The following is an 18,271-nucleotide window of genomic DNA, read 5'->3' as shown; positions in this document are numbered from 1 at the left end:
TGCTTGCCGCCAGGAGGGCGCTCGCGGCGAGAAAGGCGCGGCGATTTAGTATGGCGTTCATAGGGCGAACCTCGCCATGACCCATGATAGCGCGCGCCGATCGGTGTCCTTCATCATCCTCTCCCCCTTTTCCGCATACGGTTTCTCGGCACAAACTTAACAGGTCTGGCCTCCGCACGCATTCTTTATGGTAGCGGTAACATCAAAAGTCCCCGAACCAAAGAGGCTTGAAAGAGTGAGGGAAAATCGCGCTCCTTCCGATCAAATCGGTAAGTGAATGAGTTCCGTCCCCTGACGCGCGGGGCCGGACCCTCGTGAACAGACCGATCTTTCGTGTCAGTCAGCGTGTCACGTCGACTCCGCCCGCCATGGCAGACGCAAGTTCTTCGCGGCTTGCGCGGCTGAAGTCGCCGGGTGTGAAATGCTTGAGCGCGGACAACGCCATACCGCTTTCCACCGCCCTCTTCAGGTCCGTGGGATCTTCGAGCCAGACCGATAGCACGCCCGCGCCAAACGCATCGCCCGTTCCGATCCGATCGACGATCCCGGTCAGCACGCGCTCCTCGCTTTCCACACTGGTGGCGGCGGTGTCGATCCGCGCGACGATGCGGTGCGAACCGTCACGTTCGACATGCCGCGCCGTCGATGCGATCGCGGACAGGTTCGGAAATGCCTCCAGAGTAGCGAGCGCAGCTTCGCGCCGGCGCTCTTCCCCGTCGGCCGCGAATTGGTGATCGAACAACAGCGCCATATCCTTGTGATTGCCGAAGAAGAGGTCCGTCATGCCCACAAGCTCGGCGATCTCGGCACGTGGATCGCGTTCTGTAAGTGCCCAGAGCGATGGCCGGAAATTGCCATCGAACGAGATGGTAAGGCCACGCTCTTTCGCTGCGCGCGCAAACTCGCGGGTCGCGCGCGATGCTGCCTCGCTGACCGCAAGCGAGATGCCGGATAGATGGAGGTGCCGTGCCCCTTCGAGTATCGCCGGATCCGGCATGTCGCAGGATGCAAAGCTCGTTGCTGCCCGGTCGTACAGAACCTTCCCGCCTACCGGCCCGGTGGCAGGACTGAGGTAGTAAACGCCCATTCGTCCCGCCCCGGTCCTTACGCCCGAACAGTCGACCCCCTCGCGGCGTAGCGCGCGGATGGCATTCTGGCCGAGATCGCTGTCCGGAACCGAGCTGACCATCCGGGTCGAAACGCCGAGATTTGCAAGCGCGACGGCAACATTCGCCTCAGCACCTCCGACATGCAGATCCAGTTGCGAAGCATCGCGCAGCGAAGCGCCTGTTGCCGGTGAGAGTCTCAGAAGAATCTCACCAAAGCAAACGACTTCGCCGCCTATGCTGCTCAATGCGCTTTCCACCCGAGAACCTGGCTAGACACACAATTGGTCACAGGACAGGCGCGAAAAACCGGGGCTTCGTCCGAAAGATCCAAGACCAACCACGTCATAGGCCTAGCTCCTCTCCGTATTCCCGGTCTGTGCGATCTGTCGCGGCTTTGCTTAAATATCCAGGTTCGCCACGTTCAGTGCGTTGGCCTGGATGAATTCGCGGCGGGGTTCGACCACGTCGCCCATCAGGCGGGTGAAGATTTCGTCCGTGATGTCGGCGTCTTCCACCTTTACCTGCAGCAGGGCGCGGTTTTCCGGGTCGAGCGTGGTTTCCCAAAGCTGCTCGGCATCCATTTCGCCCAGGCCCTTGAAGCGGCTGACCTTGAGGCCCTTGCGGCCCGCGGCCATCACGGCATCGACCAGCTGGCTCGGCAGGATCAGCGTATCGTCGCCTGCAGCGGGTGCCGAGTTCGCATTATCGTCGGCGTCATCGACATCGTCGCTCTCGACCTGCTCTTCGGCCTCTTCCTCGGTGCCGCGCACGAGGCGCACGGGCGAGGTGTAGACATCGGCATTTTCCTGCGCGACGCGGTGCAGCTTGCGCGCTTCGGCGCTGTCGACGAACTTGCCCTCGATCTCGTGCACGTCGGTCACCCCGCGCCACACGCGGCGGAAGCGGACATGGCCGTCTTCGCCGATCTCGGCGGACCACTGGGCATCGCGGTCGTTCATCTGCAGATGGCTTGCCGCCTTGTCGAGCGCGGCCTGCCGGTCACCGCTGTCGGGATCGAGCGCGCCCGCCACGGCCATCGCCTCGACGATGTCGGCCTTATATTTGCGCGGCACGAAGTTCATGTGGTTGCGCACGCGCAATGCGTGCTGGACCAGCGCCGCAAGATCGCCCGAGGCACGCGGGCCATTGGCGGTCTCGAGATAGCGGCCCTGCAGGCCCGCATCGATCAGGTAACGATCGAAAGCCGGCTGGTCCTTCAGATAGACCTCCGACTTGCCGCGCGTCACCTTATAGAGCGGCGGCTGCGCGATAAAGAGATGCCCGGCCTTCACGATTTCGGGCATCTGGCGGTGGAAGAAGGTCAGCAGCAGCGTGCGGATATGCGCCCCGTCGACGTCGGCGTCGGTCATGATCACGACCTTGTGATACCGCAGCTTGTCGAGGTTGAATTCATCGCGCAGGCCGGTGCCCATCGCCTGGATCAGCGTGCCGACTTCCTTGGATGAAATGATCCGGTCGAAACGCGCGCGTTCCACGTTCAGGATCTTGCCCTTCAGCGGCAGGATCGCCTGATACTGGCTGTCACGCCCGTTCTTGGCCGATCCGCCTGCCGAATCACCCTCGACCAGGAAGAGTTCGGCCTTGGTCGCATCGCGTTCGCGGCAATCGGACAGTTTGCCCGGCAGGCTGGCGACGCTCATCGCGCCCTTGCGGCTCATCTCGCGGGCGCGGCGCGCGGCTTCGCGGGCGGCGGCAGCGTCGATCACCTTCTGGATGATCTGCTTGGCGTCATTGGGATTTTCTTCCAGCCATTCGCCCATCTTTTCGCCCATGAGCGATTCCAGCGGCTGGCGCACTTCGGAAGAAACCAGCTTGTCCTTGGTCTGCGATCCGAACTTGGGATCGGGCAGCTTGACCGAAACGATGGCGGTCAGGCCTTCGCGCATGTCCTCGCCCGAAAGCGAGACCTTTTCCTTCTTCATCAGGCCTGACGAAGTGGCATAATTGTTGAGCGTGCGGGTCAGCGCCGCGCGGAAGGCGGCCAGATGGGTGCCACCGTCACGCTGCGGGATGTTGTTGGTGAAGCACAGCACGTTCTCGTAATAGGAATCGTTCCATTCCAGCGCGACATCGATGCCGATGCCTTCCTTCTCCGCGCTGACCGAGATCGGTTCGGCGACCAGCGCCTGCTTGTTGCGATCGAGATATTTGACGAAGGCCGCGATGCCGCCTTCGTAGAACAGATCGTGTTCCAGCGGTTCTTCGTGACGCTTGTCGCGCAGCAGGATGTGCACGCCCGAATTGAGGAAGGCCAGTTCGCGATAGCGGTGTTCCAGCTTGTCGAAATCGAACTCGGTCACGTTCTTGAAGGTATCTTCCGATGCCTTGAAGGTGACGCGCGTGCCCTTCTTCAGGCCGTTCTCGTCACCGTTGGAGGCAACCGGCGGGGCATCGCCCACGACGCGTAAGGATTCCACGGCATCGCCATGTTCGAAGCGCATCCAGTGTTCCTTGCCATCGCGCCAGATGACCAGTTCCAGCCATTCGGACAGCGCGTTGACGACCGAAACGCCCACGCCGTGCAGGCCGCCCGATACCTTATAGGCATTGTCGTCGCTGGTGTTCTCGAACTTGCCGCCCGCATGCAGCTGGGTCATGATGACCTCTGCCGCCGAGACGCCTTCTTCCTTGTGCATGTCCACGGGAATGCCGCGGCCATTGTCTTCCACGCTGACAGAGCCATCGGAATTAAGCTCGATCAGCACCAGGTCGCAGTGGCCGGCCAATGCTTCGTCGATGGCGTTGTCCGACACCTCGAACACCATGTGGTGGAGGCCCGATCCATCGTCGGTATCGCCGATATACATACCCGGGCGCTTGCGCACCGCGTCGAGGCCCTTGAGGACCTTGATGGATTCGGAATCGTAGGCGTTCTTTTTACGGGCGGTTTCGCCGCTCTCGGGAATGTTCTCGTCCATGACCATCATATAGGCGCGAGGGGGCAAAAAACCAAAGATTTCGGCCCCGTTTTACCCACAGGTCAAAGCAGGCCCGGTTTCACCTGAAACGCGCCTGTTTTCCCGCTGCATCACCGTGCCGAAACCGCGCTGCCGGCCCCGCAACAGGCCAATTCTGGCACAGGTGGATATAAGGGAAACTTCCGTATTGTATCGGGCGAGCGTTGGAATAAAACTGCCGTGGGGAAATACAGGGGGAATCGATGAAAAGATTCGCAATAGTATGTCTGGCCACGGCGTCTGTATTCGCGTCGGGCTGTTCTCATGTCGCCAAGGATCTTCGTTCGCCCGGTGGTGCGATCGGCGGCGTACTCGACAAGCGCATGTTCGATGCCAGCAATTCGAAAGAGCTGGTCCTGCTTCGCGGAGCAATCCTTACCGCAATGGTAGCGCGCGCGGGCACCGTCTATTCGCGCGATCACCGCGAATCCGAAGCCTACGTGAATTATCTCGTCAGCGCGGCTGACGAGATCAACATCCTCGCCGGTCATATCTATGGCGCGGAAGGATCAGGTCTCGCCTGCCCGGTCGGACTGGGACGGAAGAGGCAGGCCAGTGACTGGCCCAGCGCAGCACCAGCAGCACTTTCCAGTCCCGCCGCCGTGCCGACTACGTCAAGCGCCGAAGAAGACGATGCGGAAGAGGAAGGACGCTATCCCGACGACCAGCCCAACGCGGAAAACTGCTTTACCTATACGGTCAATTTCGAATCCGATGTGCCGCGGCTGGAAAGCAAGATGTTCAAGGTGGCGATGGCCGCGCTCCCGCAGGAACAGGCGAAGCAATTCCTCGAACATATCACGGGCGGCAATTTCATGGGTGCGGTCGGGGCGGCCTTCCGTTTTTCCGCCAAAGCGCTCAACGGCCTTCACAGCGGCGCGGCCGTGCATCGTTCGGGTCTGGAGATCACCGTGCGTAGTCACGCTGTCTGTTCGTCCGGCCGTTTGGAAACGGTCTATGATGCAGCGAAGTGCATGGGGCTGACCCCCGATCAATTGTTCGTCGGGAAGCATGACGAGCGCGAAGACTATTTCGAGCACGTCAATCCCGAGGCCTTCCATGCCCTGATGCGGAACATGTACGACAGCTGCCGCCTGATCCCGTTCGGCAGCGACGACGAGGCGGAAAGTCTGGACGACTTGCGCCAGGAGCGCATTGACCTGTGCAACCGCATCAAGTTCCAGCCTCGTTCGCGCTGGGCTTCGGACGCCCAGCTCGCACGAAGCTGAATTGATTGATTTCATCGTGCGGGACGGCCATCTGCCCGCACGATGTTATCTGTCCTCGATATCTTTCGCATAGGGATCGGTCCCTCCTCCTCGCACACAGTGGGGCCGATGCGGATTGCGCGGACCTTCGTGCGGGCCTTGGCGAAATCGGGCAGGCTGGACCGCGTGGCGCGGGTGGCGGTGGAACTGCAGGGCTCGCTCGCGCTAACGGGCGTGGGGCATGGCACGGTTGATGCCACCATGCTTGGGCTGATGGGCTTTGCGCCCGATCGCACCCATCCCGACGAGGCGGCTGCGGCGTTGGCCAATTTGCGCGAGACGAAGCGGCTGGCGCTGGGCGGGAAGCGGGAGATTGCTTTCGATCCTTCCGCCGCGATCGATCTGGCGGGGCATATCATTCCCGATCTGCATCCCAATGGCATGCGGCTGGCGGCATATGATGTCGATGGGGCCAAGCTGTCCGAACGCACTTATTATTCCACCGGCGGCGGCTTCGTCGCTTCCGAAAGCCAGCTGAAGCGCAAGCCCAAGGGGGACCGGATCAACACCGGCACCAGCGTGCCGCACGATTTCGGCTCGGCCGCCGAACTCTTGGCCGCCTGCGAGGCAACCGGGCTGACCATCGCAGAACTCGTGCTGGAAAACGAGGACGCGTTCCGCCCGCGTGAGAAGACCATGGCGGGCATCGACCGCGTGGCACAGGCCATGGACCAGTGCGTCGATCGCGGGCTGACGCAGCGCGGCATCCTGCCCGGCGGGCTGAAGGTGGAACGCCGCGCGCCCGATCTGTGGGACAAGCTGTCTGCCAATCCGCAATCGAACGAGCGTGAACAATTGTTCGACTGGCTCAATTGCTATGCCATGGCGGTGAACGAAGAAAACGCCGCCGGGGGCCGCGTGGTGACCGCGCCCACCAATGGCGCGGCGGGCATCATCCCGGCGGTCATCCGGTTCTACTGCGTGACGGCGGGCGAGGAACCCTGCCGCGACAGCCGCCGCAAATTCCTGCTAACGGCGGGCGCGATCGGCCTCCTTTATAAACAGCGCGCCAGCATCTCGGGCGCGGAAATGGGCTGTCAGGGCGAAGTGGGCGTGGCCTGTTCGATGGCGGCGGGCGGGCTTGCCGCGCTGTGGGGCGCATCGCCGGTGCAGATCGCCAGCGCGGCGGAAATCGGGATGGAGCATAATCTCGGCCTCACCTGCGATCCGGTGGGCGGGCTGGTGCAGGTGCCCTGTATCGAACGCAATGCGATCGGCGCGGTGAAGGCGGTCAATGCCGCGCGGCTGGCGCTGCACCGGACGGGCGCGGAAAGCCTCGTCAGCCTCGATCAGGTAATCGAGACCATGCGCCAGACCGGGCTCGACATGAGCAACAAGTACAAGGAAACGAGCCAGGGCGGGCTCGCGGTGAATGTGATCGAATGCTGATGCTGCTGGCCGTGGTGCTGGTGGTCTCGGGCGCGCTGGTCGCCGGGGCCGCATGGGGCATTTACGGCAAGCTGCCCGAAAAGCTGGAAGGCTTCCTCGTCGCGCTGGCGGGCGGGGCGCTGCTGCTGTCGGTGACCACCGAACTGATCCAGCCCTCGATAGAACGCAGCAGCGTGTTTCACGCCATGCTGGGCGTGGCGGCGGGCGCCATCGCCTTCGCGATTGCCGATTATCTGATCGACGAGAAATGGGGGTCCGATTCGGGCGGCGGCTTGCTGGCGGCGATCACGCTCGACGGGATACCCGAAAACCTTGCGCTGGGCGTGGCGCTGATCGGCGCGGGCGGGTTGGAAGTGGCGGCGCTGGCGGGATCGATCCTGCTGTCCAACCTGCCCGAGGCGGCTGGCGGCGCGCGCGAAATGGCGCAGGGGCGCCATTCCAGGGCCAAGGTGCTGTGGCTGTGGATCGGCACGGCGGCAATCCTCTCCATCGCGGCCGTCGCGGGCAATTTGCTGCTGACCGGCGCGGGCGAAGGCACGCTCGCCATCATCCGCTGCGTGGCAGCAGGCGCGGTGATCGCCAGCCTGGCGACCGAGGTGTTTCCGAAAGCCTACAAGGCCGAAGCGCATTGGGCCGGCGTGGCCACTGCGCTGGGCGCAATTCTGGCCTTCACCCTGTCGAGCTTTTCGGCCTAGTCGGGCGTCATAGCGGGCGAAGGTTCCGTCCGACCGGCATTGCAGCTTGATCGGTGTTTCCGGGACCGATCAAGAGGGTGTTCGGAAGGAAATCCGGAACACTCGAACGGGATTGCACGATCGCTTGCGGTGGGTAGGGTGCGGGGATGGACAAGGCCGATCTCGCCAGCGCGCTCGCCGAACCTTACGGTTCCTATTTCGATATAATCGGCAGAAATGCGCGGGTTTTGGGCGATTCTCCCGCGCTGCGCGATGATGCTGGCGAACTGAGCTGGGCCGATCTTGGCGACAAGGTCCAACGGATCGCGGCGAAACTGGTGGAAGAGGGGCTGGAGAAGGGCCAGGCAGTGGCGATTCTCGGCACGTCCAGCATTGCCTATGCCATTGTTTTCCTTGCCGCAATTCGCGCAGGAGGGGTTGCGGCGCCGCTCACCACCAGCGCCAGCGCAGAGCAGCTTGAGGGCATGGTTCGCGATTCCGGCGGACGACATATTTTCATCGACCGGGCCAAGCTGGAAGAGCTAGGAAATGGCAGTTTTCCGGGCCTTACACGGATTGTGACGGACGAGGCTCTGGATGCCTGGATGGCCCCGCCAGGCACCTCGGCCCCGGCGATCGAGCACGGCCCCGAAGACCCCTTCAACATCATCTATTCCTCGGGTACCACCGGCACCCCAAAGGGCATCGTCCACTCGCACGGCATGCGGTGGCGCCAGTTCGCGCGGACCGCAGAAAGCTGGCTTTCCAAGGGGTTGGCGGTCCGCAGCCTCGCTTCGACGCCCCTCTATTCGAATACCACCATGGTTGCTTTCCTGCCCGCATTGCTGGCGGGCGGCATGGTGCGGATCACCGGCAAATTCGACACTTTACGCTGGCTGGAGAATGCTCAACACGACCGCACCACCATCACGATGCTGGTCCCGGTCCAGTACCAGCGGCTGATGGACGAACCCCGCTTTGCCGAGTTCGATCTCTCCTCGCTGCAGCTGAAATACTGTACTTCGGCGCCGTTTTCCGCCGATCTCAAGCGCGAGGTCCTGGCGCGCATGCCGGGCGCCCTGCTCGAAATCTATTCGATGACCGAAGGCGGCGTGGTGTGCCTGCTGGAGGCGCACAAATTCCCCGACAAGCTGCATACCGTGGGCCGCCCCGCACCGGGCAGCGAATTGCGCGTGCTGGATGACGGTGAGCGAGCGCTTGCCGTGGGGCAGGCAGGCAATCTCATCGGCCGCAGCCAGACGATGATGAGCGGCTACAAGGACCGGCCCGAACAGACCGCGGAAGCCTATTGGCGCGATCCCGAAACGGGCGAGATGTGGCAGCGCATGGGCGATATCGGGCGGATAGACGAGGACGGTTTCGTGGAACTCGTCGGCCGCGCGAAAGACATGATCATTTCGGGCGGTTTCAATATCTACCCGGTCGATCTGGAGAATGCGCTGCTGGAAGAAAGCGAGGTGCTGGAAGCGGCCGTGATCGGCATGCCCTCACGCAAATGGGGCGAGACTCCGGTCGGCTTCGTCAGGTTGGGCAAAAACGCGCGCGATCCGGGCGCGATTCGCGAGGCGGTGAATGCGCGGCTGGGCAAAACCCAGCGTCTGGCGCAGTTGCACGCAATCGAACACATGCCGCGCAGCCATATCGGGAAACTGCTGAAGAGCGAGCTTCGCGAACTGGCGGCACGGCATGGAGCGGTCGACGGGGTGTGACCCCGTCGGAAACGGTATCGAAATCAGATGAAAGCGGGCGAGAGAACGACGCTCGAGAACCCGGTTGCAAGGATGAGAACGGCCAGGCGGCCAATAACTGCGGACATGATAAATACCTTCTGTTCTTGCGCGTTTGGCGAGGCGGGCGGCCGTGCGGTTGCCACCCCCATTTACGGATGAAATGGCAGGAGTTCGAGACGCGGCGCGGACACTTGGGGGAGGGGGAGAGGAGGTGTCGGCGGCCGCGTCTCTACTCGCTGCCATATCGCCTCCGGGGGAGCGACGCCTGCATTAGGAGTGATGCAGTGTCATTCAACGTGGGCCGCCGGCCCGGAGGAAGGCGACGACAGGCTCTTGGGAAGCACTGACGCCATCTCTTTGCCGGGAGAGAATTGGTTGGAGAGGGTATCTCGCTCCGGCTGTGGGGCTTGTAATAATGTTGCCGTTCTGTGAACTAAAGTGAGAAAAGGTCAGGAACTGTTGCGTTTTGCGCAAGTCTAATGGCGAAGCGTTTAGCGACCATCTGGACAGCGCGTAACCATGCCCGTAACCGCTCGGCATGGACGCATCCCACCTTCCCGATTCCATCCTCATCGTCGACTTCGGCAGCCAGGTTACCCAGCTCATCGCGCGCCGTGTGCGCGAAGCGGGCGTGTATTCGGAAATTGCCCCCTTCACGCAGGCGGAAGAGGCTTTTCACCGGCTCAAGCCCAAGGGCATCATCCTTTCGGGTTCGCCCGCCGGCGTGCCCGACGAAGGCAGCCCGCGCGCGCCCGATTTGCTGTTCGAGGCAGGCCTGCCGATCCTCGGCATCTGTTACGGCCAGCAGGTGATGACGCACCAGCTCGGTGGCGAAGTGCGGCCCGGGCACGAAACCGGTGAAGGCGGCGAATTCGGCCGCGCCTTCCTCACCGTTACCAAGTCCTGCGCCTTGTTCGACGGTCTGTGGAACGAAGGCGAGCGCCACCAGGTCTGGATGAGCCATGGCGATAAGGTCACGCGCTTTGCCGAAGGTTTCGAGATCGTGGCCGTCAGCGACGGCGCACCCTTCGCAGTAATCGCCGACGAAAGCCGCCAGTTCTACGGCACGCAATTCCACCCCGAGGTCGTCCACACTCCCGATGGCGCGAAACTGATCGCCAATTTCGCGCACAAGGTCTGCGGCCTGTCGGGTGACTGGACCATGGCCGAATATCGCGAAACCAAGATCCGCGAGATCCGCGATCAGGTGGGCGACGGCAAGGTGATCTGCGGCCTCAGCGGCGGTGTCGACAGCTCGGTCGCCGCGATCCTGATCCACGAGGCGATCGGGGACCAGCTGACCTGCGTGTTCGTCGACCATGGATTGCTGCGCCTCAACGAACGCGAACAGGTCGAAACCATGTTCCGCGATCACTACAACATCCCGCTCGTCGTCGTGGATGCCGAAGAACGCTTCATGGCGGGCCTCGCCGGTCAGACCGACCCCGAGAAGAAACGCAAGTTCATCGGCGGAGAGTTCATCAACGTGTTCGAGGAGGAAGCGAACAAGATCGGCGGCGCCGATTTCCTCGCGCAGGGTACGCTCTATCCCGATGTGATCGAAAGCGTCAGCTTTACCGGCGGGCCGAGCGTCACGATCAAGAGCCACCACAATGTCGGCGGTCTGCCCGACCGCATGAACATGCAGCTGGTCGAACCCTTGCGCGAATTGTTCAAGGACGAAGTGCGCGAACTGGGCCGCGAACTGGGCCTGCCCGACATCTTCGTTGGCCGCCATCCTTTCCCGGGGCCCGGCCTTGCCATCCGTATCCCCGGCGAGGTCACCAAGGAACGCTGCGACATCCTCCGCAAGGCCGATGCGATCTATCTCGAGGAAATCCGCAACGCGGGCCTCTATGATGCGATTTGGCAGGCCTTCGCCGTGCTGCTGCCGGTGAAGACGGTCGGCGTGATGGGCGATTACCGCACCTATGACAGCGTCTGCGGTCTGCGCGCCGTTACCAGCACCGATGGCATGACGGCGGATGTCTATCCGTTCGACGGCGCATTCCTGAGCAATGTCGCGACCCGCATCGTCAACGAGGTGCAGGGCATCAACCGCGTGGTCTACGACTATACCTCGAAGCCGCCGGGCACGATCGAGTGGGAGTAATCTCGGCTTCTGCCGAATAGGCATGAACCAAGCGTGCAGTGGTCCGTTGCGAAGGAAAACCCCTTCTCAATGGAGACCCTCTTATGAAAGCCGTCCGCGTCCGCAACCCCGCCAGCCTCGATAGTCTCGAAGTGGTGGACATCGCCGAACCCGATAGCCCTGCTGCGGGCGAGATCACGGTGAAGCTTCACGCGTCCTCGCTCAATTTCCACGATTACGCCGTGGTCGCCGGCATGATCCCGACCGACGACAAGCGCATTCCGTTGTCCGACGGTGCCGGCGAAGTCGTTGCCGTTGGCGAGGGAGTGGAGGAATTCGCTGTCGGTGACCGCGTTATCTCGACTTTCTTCCCGCAGTGGGAGAGAGGCGCGCCCCCTCTCGGCAGCTTCGAAACCACCCCCGGTGACGGCATCGATGGCTTTGCCCGTGAAATGGTCACCAAGGGGACCAGTGCCTTTACGCATGCCCCCAAATCGCTCGACTTCGTGGAAGCGGCGACGCTGCCCTGCGCCGGGCTTACGGCGTGGCGCGCCCTGATGGAGGATGGAAAGCTGGTCCCCGGCCAGACCGTGCTGGTCCAGGGTACGGGAGGCGTCTCGCTCTTCGCGCTGCTGTTCGCCAAGGCCGCCGGGGCGAAGGTCATTGCCACGTCCAGCTCGGATAAAAAGCTCAAGACTGTCCGCGATCTGGGTGCCGATCACACCATCAATTACAAGTCCTGCGAAGAATGGGGCGATGCCGCCTTCGATTGGACCGATGGCAAGGGTGTCGATCACGTCATAGAAGTGGGCGGACCGGGAACGGTCAATCAGTCGATCGCCGCGATCCGCCCCGGCGGCCACATCCATCTGATCGGCATTCTGACAGGCCAGTCTGGCGAGGTCCAAACGGCGGCGCTGATGCGCAAGATGGGCCGTCTGCAGGGCCTGACCGTCGGTAGCCGGGTCATGCAGCAGCGCATGATAGAAGCGATCGATGCCAATGGCCTGAAGCCGCAGATTAGCGACCGATTCCCGCTCGAAAAGCTGGCGGATGCGTTCCGCCATGAAGAAAGCGGCAGCCATCTCGGCAAGATTGCCATCGAAATCTGAGGCGTCTGCCGCCGTGAACCTGCTCGATCTGGGCCCCGATCCGCGCACCGAAACCCTGCGAGTTCTGCAGGCGCTGCTGATCCAGCGGTTCGGGCGGATCGAGCGGGCAGCGGCGGAGTGGCGACGGCCCGAATGGGTGTTGGTGCAGGGCGTCATCGGCGCCCGTACCAAGTCCGAAGTCTCCAACGCCGCGACCGACCGGCTGCTAAGGCGCTATGGGTCTTTCGAGGCTGTGGCCGAGGCGCCGCTGGAAGAATTGCAGGCGGAACTGGCCACGCAAACCTATCCCAATGTGGCGGCGGAGCGTTTGAAAGCCAGCCTGAGCGCGCTGGTCGAGCGGCGCGGAGCGGTCGATCTGTCGCATCTGGCCAAGATGGATACGCTGGGCGCCATGCAATGGCTGGAGCAGCTGCCGGGCATAGGGCGCAAGATCGCCGCCGGGGTGATGAATGCGTCCACGCTGGATCGGCGGGCTATCGTTCTCGACAGCCACCATACGCGTATTCTGCAACGCATGGGGTTGGTGCCGCCCAAGGCGAATACCGACAAGGCTTTCAGTGCGATCATGCCTGTCATGCCCGAGGAATGGAGCGGGGCCGATTTCGACGAGCATCACCTGCTGATGAAAAAGCTCGGCCAGACATGGTGTCGGCCCGCTGTGCCGCAGTGCGCGGCCTGTCCGGCCCAATCATTCTGCAAGACCGGTATGGCACGGTCCGGATAAAACAAAAACGAAAGACGGGAGAGTACCCATTCGCGAATTTCTACAAACGCTCCTCCATGACTTCGGCTGGATTCACCGCGGGATCGGCATGATCGGGAATCTGACCTTCGTTGTGGGAAGCATCCTCTTCCTCCCCAGCTTCAGTTCGCTCGAAACTGTCGGGGTCTGGCTGTTCATCGGGGGAAGTGCGCTGATGTTCATCGGCGCATTGGGCGAATTCTTGGTCAGCCTTCCCGGCATCAGGCGGTGGGAAGAAGACCGCGCGGATTGATTGTACATCAACCGGGGCAGGCCTGCGACTGTTGCCCTGGTTGCTAAGGAACGCGGCGGCTCGCTCAGCCGTTGATCGGCTAAACATCTTTCTGGAGATATCATGTCGATCACAACCGAAAACGCCGATCTGAAGCCGCTGTTCGAGCCTGTTACCATCGGTGCCTTTGAAGCGAAGAACCGTATTTTCATGGCCCCGCTGACGCGCAGCCGTTCGGAAGCTAAGACCAACGAGCAAACCGGGCTTCACGCGCTTTATTATGCGCAGCGGGCAGGGGCCGGGCTGATCGTGGGCGAAGCCACGCAGATCAGCAAGCAGGGGCAAGGATATGCCTGGACGCCCGGCATCTTCACCGACAGCCAAGTCGAAAGCTGGAAGGTTGTAACCGACGCCGTCCACGAAGCCGGTGGCCGCATCTTCTGCCAGCTCTGGCATGTCGGCGCGATCAGCCATTCGGTGTTCCAGCCCGATGGAGGCAAGCCCGTTTCCGCCTCTGCCTGGACACCCGAGGGCGAGGCCTTCGTGGGAGACCGGCACGAGGATAGCCCCCAAGTTCCGTTCGAAGAGGCGCGCGCTTTGCGTACCGACGAAATCCCGGGCCTGATCGAAGATTTCCGCCACGCCGCCAAATGCGCTGCCGAGGCGGGCTTCGACGGGGTCGAGGTGCATTGCGCCAACAATTACCTCATCGACCAGTTCATCCGCTCCGCGACCAATGACCGCGACGATAACTATGGCGGCAGCCTCGACAATCGCCTGCGCCTGATGCGCGAGGTGGTGGATGCCGTGTGCGACGTTCTGCCCGCAGATCGCGTCGGCGTTCGCCTTTCGCCGCAGGGTGGCCCCGGTGGTACGGAAGATGCCAATCCGGAGGAAACCTATCCCGCAGCAGCCAAGGCGCTTGCCGGGCGCGGCCTTGCCTATCTGCATGTCATCCGCCCCAATTCGCATACGGGTGAGGGCAAGGATGAAAGTGGGGATACGATCCTGCACACGATGCGCGCTGCCTTCGATGGCCCGTTCATCGCCAATGGCAACTTCGAGCCCGATGAAGCGGCGCAATGGATTGACGATGGCCATGCCGACGCGGTCACCTTCGGGCGGCTGTTCCTGGCCAATCCCGATCTGCCGGAACGGATCGCGCAGGACGGCCCTTATAATAAGCCTGACGAGTCCACCTTCTACGGCGGCGGTGCGGAAGGCTATACGGACTACCCTTCGCTCCAACAGGTGGACGATCCGCTCCCGGCCTGATCCTTGCTGACGGAAGCACAAATCGAGGATGTCTATCGCATCATCGCGCAGGAAATGCCGGGGCGAACGCCGGGTGCCAGGGGCCCGAAAGGGCAGCCCGATGCCTTTCGCTCGTGCATTTCCTGCATGCTTTCGGCCCAGTCGCTCGACCGCAATACGGCGAGGGCGAGCGAGGCGCTGTTCGCCCTCGCCACGACGCCCGAGGCGATGCTGGAACTGGACGACCGGGACATTGCCGCAGCGATCAAGCCGTGCGGTCTCTACAACAACAAGACCCGGTCGATCCGGCGTTTTTGCGAGGCGTTACTGGCACAGCATGGCGGCAAGGTCCCCGATACCCGCAGCGGCCTCATGGGCCTGCCCGGGATCGGAAGAAAATGCGCCGACATCCTGCTCAGCTTCACCTTCGGGAAGGATGTGATCGCGGTTGACACCCATGTGCACCGGGTCTGCAATCGCATCGGTATGACCCACGCGAAGACAGCCGACAAGACAGCGCAGCAACTGGAGGAGCGCTCCCCGCAATGGGCGCTGTACGACGGCCATTTCTGGCTTATCCAGTTCGGCAAAGCCATCTGCACCGCACGCGCGCCAAAATGTGAAACGTGCCCTGTCAGCCACTTATGCGAGCGGTATTCAGTTGAGAGTTGAACTCGACAAGCGTCCTTACGGGCGATAGCCCACCGAGGATGAACTGGTTTGAAGCTATTCTGGCAGGCCTTGCCCTATGCCTCGTCACCACCCCGTCCAGCGCGCAGGATGCGCCTCCGGCATACACTTACGCCACACTGTCCGATGGCCAGTTTGACCGCGGAGACATCGGTGATGTGACATCTGGCGCAACTTTTCAGGCCGGTTCGATCGCCAAGTTTGCATGCAGCGTGGCTGCGCTGTCCTTGGCCGATCAGGGTCGGCTGGAGCTCGATGCGCCTATCGCCGCTCTCCTGCCCGATCTCGAATTGGGCGAAGCAGGACAAGTAACCTTGCGTCAGGTGCTCCAGAATCGGAGCGGGCTACACGATGGGCTCATGCCCGCCGTACGAGAGGATTTGCAGGGTACGCTTGCAATAGCGGAACCGACCGAAGCAATCCGCCGCTTCGTGGCAGGTGATCTGGCCAGAGCGCCGGGAGAAGCCTTTGCTTATGATCACGTCAACTGGATCGTGGTGCAAGCTGTTCTTGAACGGGCTTCGCGGGAAAAACTGGAGACCCTGTTGCAAAGGCTTGTGCTGCGCCCGGCAGGGATGGAACACAGCGAAGTCTTCTCGCGTCAATTGGGCGAAGGAGGCCAAATCCCTACCGAGGATGCCATGCCGATGCCCGGTTTCCTGCAATGTGCCGGCGGGCTGGCATCGCGCCCGCTGGACCTGATCGGGTTATTGCGCTTCACTTATAAAGGTGGGCTCTCGGCCCGAGCGCTTAACCAGCTGACGAGTGTTGCCACTCCAGAAGAAAATTACGCGCTGGGTGGCCGCATCCATGAGCACGAAGGATCGATATGGTCATGGCAGACCGGCAGTAACGGACCTTACAAATCCATCGCCATTTACGATCCGGTTAGTGACAGCGGGTTTGCAGCCATGACCGCGACCGGGGATTGGGCACCGATGCAGGCAGCGCGTGACGAGTGGCTTGCCGCGCTCTCACCGGACTAGCAGGATCAGCCTTCCTCGACTTTGCGATAAGGGACGAAGTCGTCCAGGAAGATGACGCCCGAGGTAAAGTTGCCGCTCCTCGTAACGGTACGAACCTGATCTGTACGACATAGCGACATTGAGTTGAACCGTTCTATCACGAGATAGTCGCTGTTATCGATCGCTTCGGGTGTACGGGTATAGTTGACCCAAATCGTATCCCCACTGCGATAAACAAGGGCGGTATCATCAATCTGAGTCAGGGAGCGCGATCCTATGGTTGGGATGCATCGCTCAGGCTCACCCGCAACACGTCCTTCGAGCATTTTCGCCAGCTTCGCTTCGCCGCGTGTCGGAGCAACCGGGTCTTCCGCCTGCGCGGCGACAGGTGCGGCCAGCGCTCCGATGGCGGCGGCGGTAAGGACAAGACGTTTCAGCATGATCGTTTCTCCAGTTTAGCCCAACCCCGGCCTTGTACTATCCAACGCCTGAACCGGCGATGAGTTGCCTTCTTGCTGCGACGATCAGCCGGTGCCGCCGACGGTAATGCCGTCGATCAGCAGGGTCGGCTGGCCCACGCCGGCGGGTACGCTCTGTCCGCCCTTGCCGCAGATGCCGATGCCTTCATCCAGCGTCATGTCATTGCCGATGCCCCGTACACGCGTGAGCACGCTTGGCCCGTCGCCGATCAGCGTGGCGCCCTTGATCGGGGCGACGATCTTGCCCTTCTCGACCTTGTAGGCCTCGGTGCAGGCGAAGACGAACTTGCCGCTGGTGATATCGACCTGGCCGCCGCCGAAGCTGGTGGCGTAGATACCGTCGTCAACGCGGCTGAGCAGTTCGGCCGGATCGTCATTCCCGCTCTGCATGAAAGTGTTGGTCATGCGCGGCATGGGGGCATGCTGATAGCTTTCTCGGCGACCATTGCCGGTCGCTTCCACGCCCATCAGCCGCGCATTGAGGCGGTCCTGCATATAGCCCTTCAGGATGCCATCCTCGATGAGCACGGTTTCGCGCGTCGGCGTGCCTTCGTCATCGATGCTCAGCGAACCGCGCCGTTCGGCCATGCTGCCATCGTCCACCACCGTCACGCCGGGAGCGGCGACCCGTTCGCCGATGCGGCCCGAAAAGGCGCTGGTGCCCTTGCGGTTGAAATCGCCTTCCAGCCCGTGGCCGACGGCTTCATGCAGCAGAACTCCCGGCCATCCGGGGCCGAGCAGTACGGTCTGTTCCCCGGCCGGGGCAGCTATGCTGTCCAGATTGACCAGCGCCTGGCGCACGGCCTCGTCGATCCCGCGCATCCATGCGCCCTCGTCGAACAGCCGATCGTAAAGATAGCGGCCGCCAAGGCCATAGAAACCGGTTTCGCGCCGCCCGTTCTGTTCGGCGACGACCTGGATGTTGAGACGCACCAGCGGCCGGATATCGCGCGCGATATGCCCATCGGGCCGCACGATCTCGATCACGCTCCAGTTTGCCAGCAGGCTGGCGGAAACCTGCGCCACGCGCGGATCCTTCGCCCGTGCGACAGCGTCGATCTTTTCCAGCAGCGCGACCTTTTCCTCGAACGGCACGAGGTCGAGCGGGCAAAGATCGGTGTAAAGATGTCGATTGGTCCGCTCGGGCGGGGCGGCAAGAGGCTGGCTCGTGGCATCGAGCAGCTTGAGCGTTTCCCCGGCGCGCGTGATTGCTGCGGCGCTGACCTCGTTCGCATGGGCAAAGCCGGTCGTCTCGCCCGATACACCGCGCAGGCCGAAGCCCGAATCTCGGCTGTAATCGGCGGTCTTCAGGCGGCCATCGTCGAACCCGAACGCTTCCGAGGCGATGAACTGGAGGTAAAGCTCGCCATCGTCGCACGGGGCCAGCAATTTGGCGGTCAGCGCCTGCGCCTCTTCGGGCGTCAGCTTGTTGCCATAAACAAGGGCGAGCGGATCGGAAAGCGGTTCGGTCATGGAGGGGAGATAGGCACGAACATGCGCCTCGTCACCCTCTTACGCGGCGCCGCTTGCGATGAT

General features: G+C 62.3%; 15 protein-coding genes. 11 read left to right on the top strand and 4 right to left on the bottom strand.

The features are described 5' to 3' along the window. Positions 1-340 precede the first annotated feature (340 nt). Both ACYQ0G_RS07910 and gyrB read right to left on the bottom strand, forming a co-directional pair. Positions 341-1,354, bottom strand: coding sequence for a sugar kinase (locus ACYQ0G_RS07910; RefSeq protein WP_460101429.1), 1,014 nt, complete (start codon positions 1,352-1,354; stop codon positions 341-343). A gap of 153 nt (positions 1,355-1,507) precedes the next feature. Further along, positions 1,508-4,048, bottom strand: coding sequence for a DNA topoisomerase (ATP-hydrolyzing) subunit B (gene gyrB, locus ACYQ0G_RS07905; RefSeq protein ID WP_460101428.1), 2,541 nt, complete (start codon positions 4,046-4,048; stop codon positions 1,508-1,510). Positions 4,049-4,290: 242 nt separating this feature from the next. Between gyrB and ACYQ0G_RS07900 the strand changes: the two genes are divergently transcribed. From ACYQ0G_RS07900 to ACYQ0G_RS07850, 11 genes are all read left to right on the top strand, one after another. After that, positions 4,291-5,316 carry a hypothetical protein gene (locus ACYQ0G_RS07900; protein ID WP_460101426.1) on the top strand — a complete coding sequence of 342 codons (1,026 nt, stop codon included), beginning with the start codon at positions 4,291-4,293 and terminating at the stop codon, positions 5,314-5,316. Positions 5,317-5,358: 42 nt separating this feature from the next. Next, positions 5,359-6,744, top strand: coding sequence for an L-serine ammonia-lyase (locus ACYQ0G_RS07895; RefSeq protein WP_460101424.1), 1,386 nt, complete (start codon positions 5,359-5,361; stop codon positions 6,742-6,744). Beyond that, a complete protein-coding gene (locus ACYQ0G_RS07890; RefSeq protein ID WP_460101422.1) occupies positions 6,738-7,439 on the top strand; it encodes a ZIP family metal transporter in 702 nt (233 codons plus the stop codon). Before ACYQ0G_RS07895 ends, ACYQ0G_RS07890 begins: the two co-directional genes overlap by 7 nt. Before the next feature lie 146 nt (positions 7,440-7,585). After that, positions 7,586-9,148 (top strand): class I adenylate-forming enzyme family protein, encoded by a 1,563-nt coding sequence (locus tag ACYQ0G_RS07885; protein WP_460101420.1) that lies wholly within the window; start codon positions 7,586-7,588, stop codon positions 9,146-9,148. Positions 9,149-9,707: 559 nt separating this feature from the next. Continuing rightward, entirely contained in the window at positions 9,708-11,282 is a 1,575-nt protein-coding gene (gene guaA / locus ACYQ0G_RS07880) for a glutamine-hydrolyzing GMP synthase (protein ID WP_460101418.1), read from the top strand. An 83-nt stretch (positions 11,283-11,365) separates the two neighbouring features. After that, positions 11,366-12,373 (top strand): zinc-dependent alcohol dehydrogenase family protein, encoded by a 1,008-nt coding sequence (locus tag ACYQ0G_RS07875; protein WP_460101416.1) that lies wholly within the window; start codon positions 11,366-11,368, stop codon positions 12,371-12,373. Next, positions 12,327-13,097 carry an endonuclease III domain-containing protein gene (locus tag ACYQ0G_RS07870; RefSeq protein ID WP_460101414.1) on the top strand — a complete coding sequence of 257 codons (771 nt, stop codon included), beginning with the start codon at positions 12,327-12,329 and terminating at the stop codon, positions 13,095-13,097. Before ACYQ0G_RS07875 ends, ACYQ0G_RS07870 begins: the two co-directional genes overlap by 47 nt. Continuing rightward, positions 13,030-13,368, top strand: coding sequence for a YrhK family protein (locus tag ACYQ0G_RS07865; protein WP_460102800.1), 339 nt, complete (start codon positions 13,030-13,032; stop codon positions 13,366-13,368). Before ACYQ0G_RS07870 ends, ACYQ0G_RS07865 begins: the two co-directional genes overlap by 68 nt. A 102-nt stretch (positions 13,369-13,470) precedes the next feature. After that, positions 13,471-14,622, top strand: a complete 1,152-nt coding sequence (locus ACYQ0G_RS07860; protein ID WP_460101412.1) for an alkene reductase — start codon at positions 13,471-13,473, stop codon at positions 14,620-14,622. Positions 14,623-14,625: 3 nt separating this feature from the next. After that, positions 14,626-15,273 (top strand): endonuclease III domain-containing protein, encoded by a 648-nt coding sequence (locus tag ACYQ0G_RS07855; RefSeq protein WP_460101411.1) that lies wholly within the window; start codon positions 14,626-14,628, stop codon positions 15,271-15,273. Between the two features lie 38 nt (positions 15,274-15,311). Further along, the gene (locus ACYQ0G_RS07850; protein WP_460101410.1) at positions 15,312-16,277 is read left to right on the top strand and encodes a serine hydrolase domain-containing protein; all 966 of its coding nucleotides are present in this window, start codon (positions 15,312-15,314) and stop codon (positions 16,275-16,277) included. A 5-nt stretch (positions 16,278-16,282) separates the two neighbouring features. On the opposite strand, the gene ACYQ0G_RS07845 is transcribed toward ACYQ0G_RS07850, so the two are convergent. Together ACYQ0G_RS07845 and tldD are read right to left on the bottom strand one after the other, a co-directional pair. Continuing rightward, the gene (locus ACYQ0G_RS07845) at positions 16,283-16,696 is read right to left on the bottom strand and encodes a hypothetical protein (RefSeq protein WP_460101408.1); all 414 of its coding nucleotides are present in this window, start codon (positions 16,694-16,696) and stop codon (positions 16,283-16,285) included. Positions 16,697-16,780: 84 nt separating this feature from the next. Further along, positions 16,781-18,208, bottom strand: coding sequence for a metalloprotease TldD (tldD, locus tag ACYQ0G_RS07840; protein ID WP_460101406.1), 1,428 nt, complete (start codon positions 18,206-18,208; stop codon positions 16,781-16,783). Positions 18,209-18,271: the final 63 nt, after the last annotated feature.

The organism is Qipengyuania triglochinis (assembly GCF_054655615.1).
This window is presented reverse-complemented; position numbering and strand designations above follow the sequence as displayed.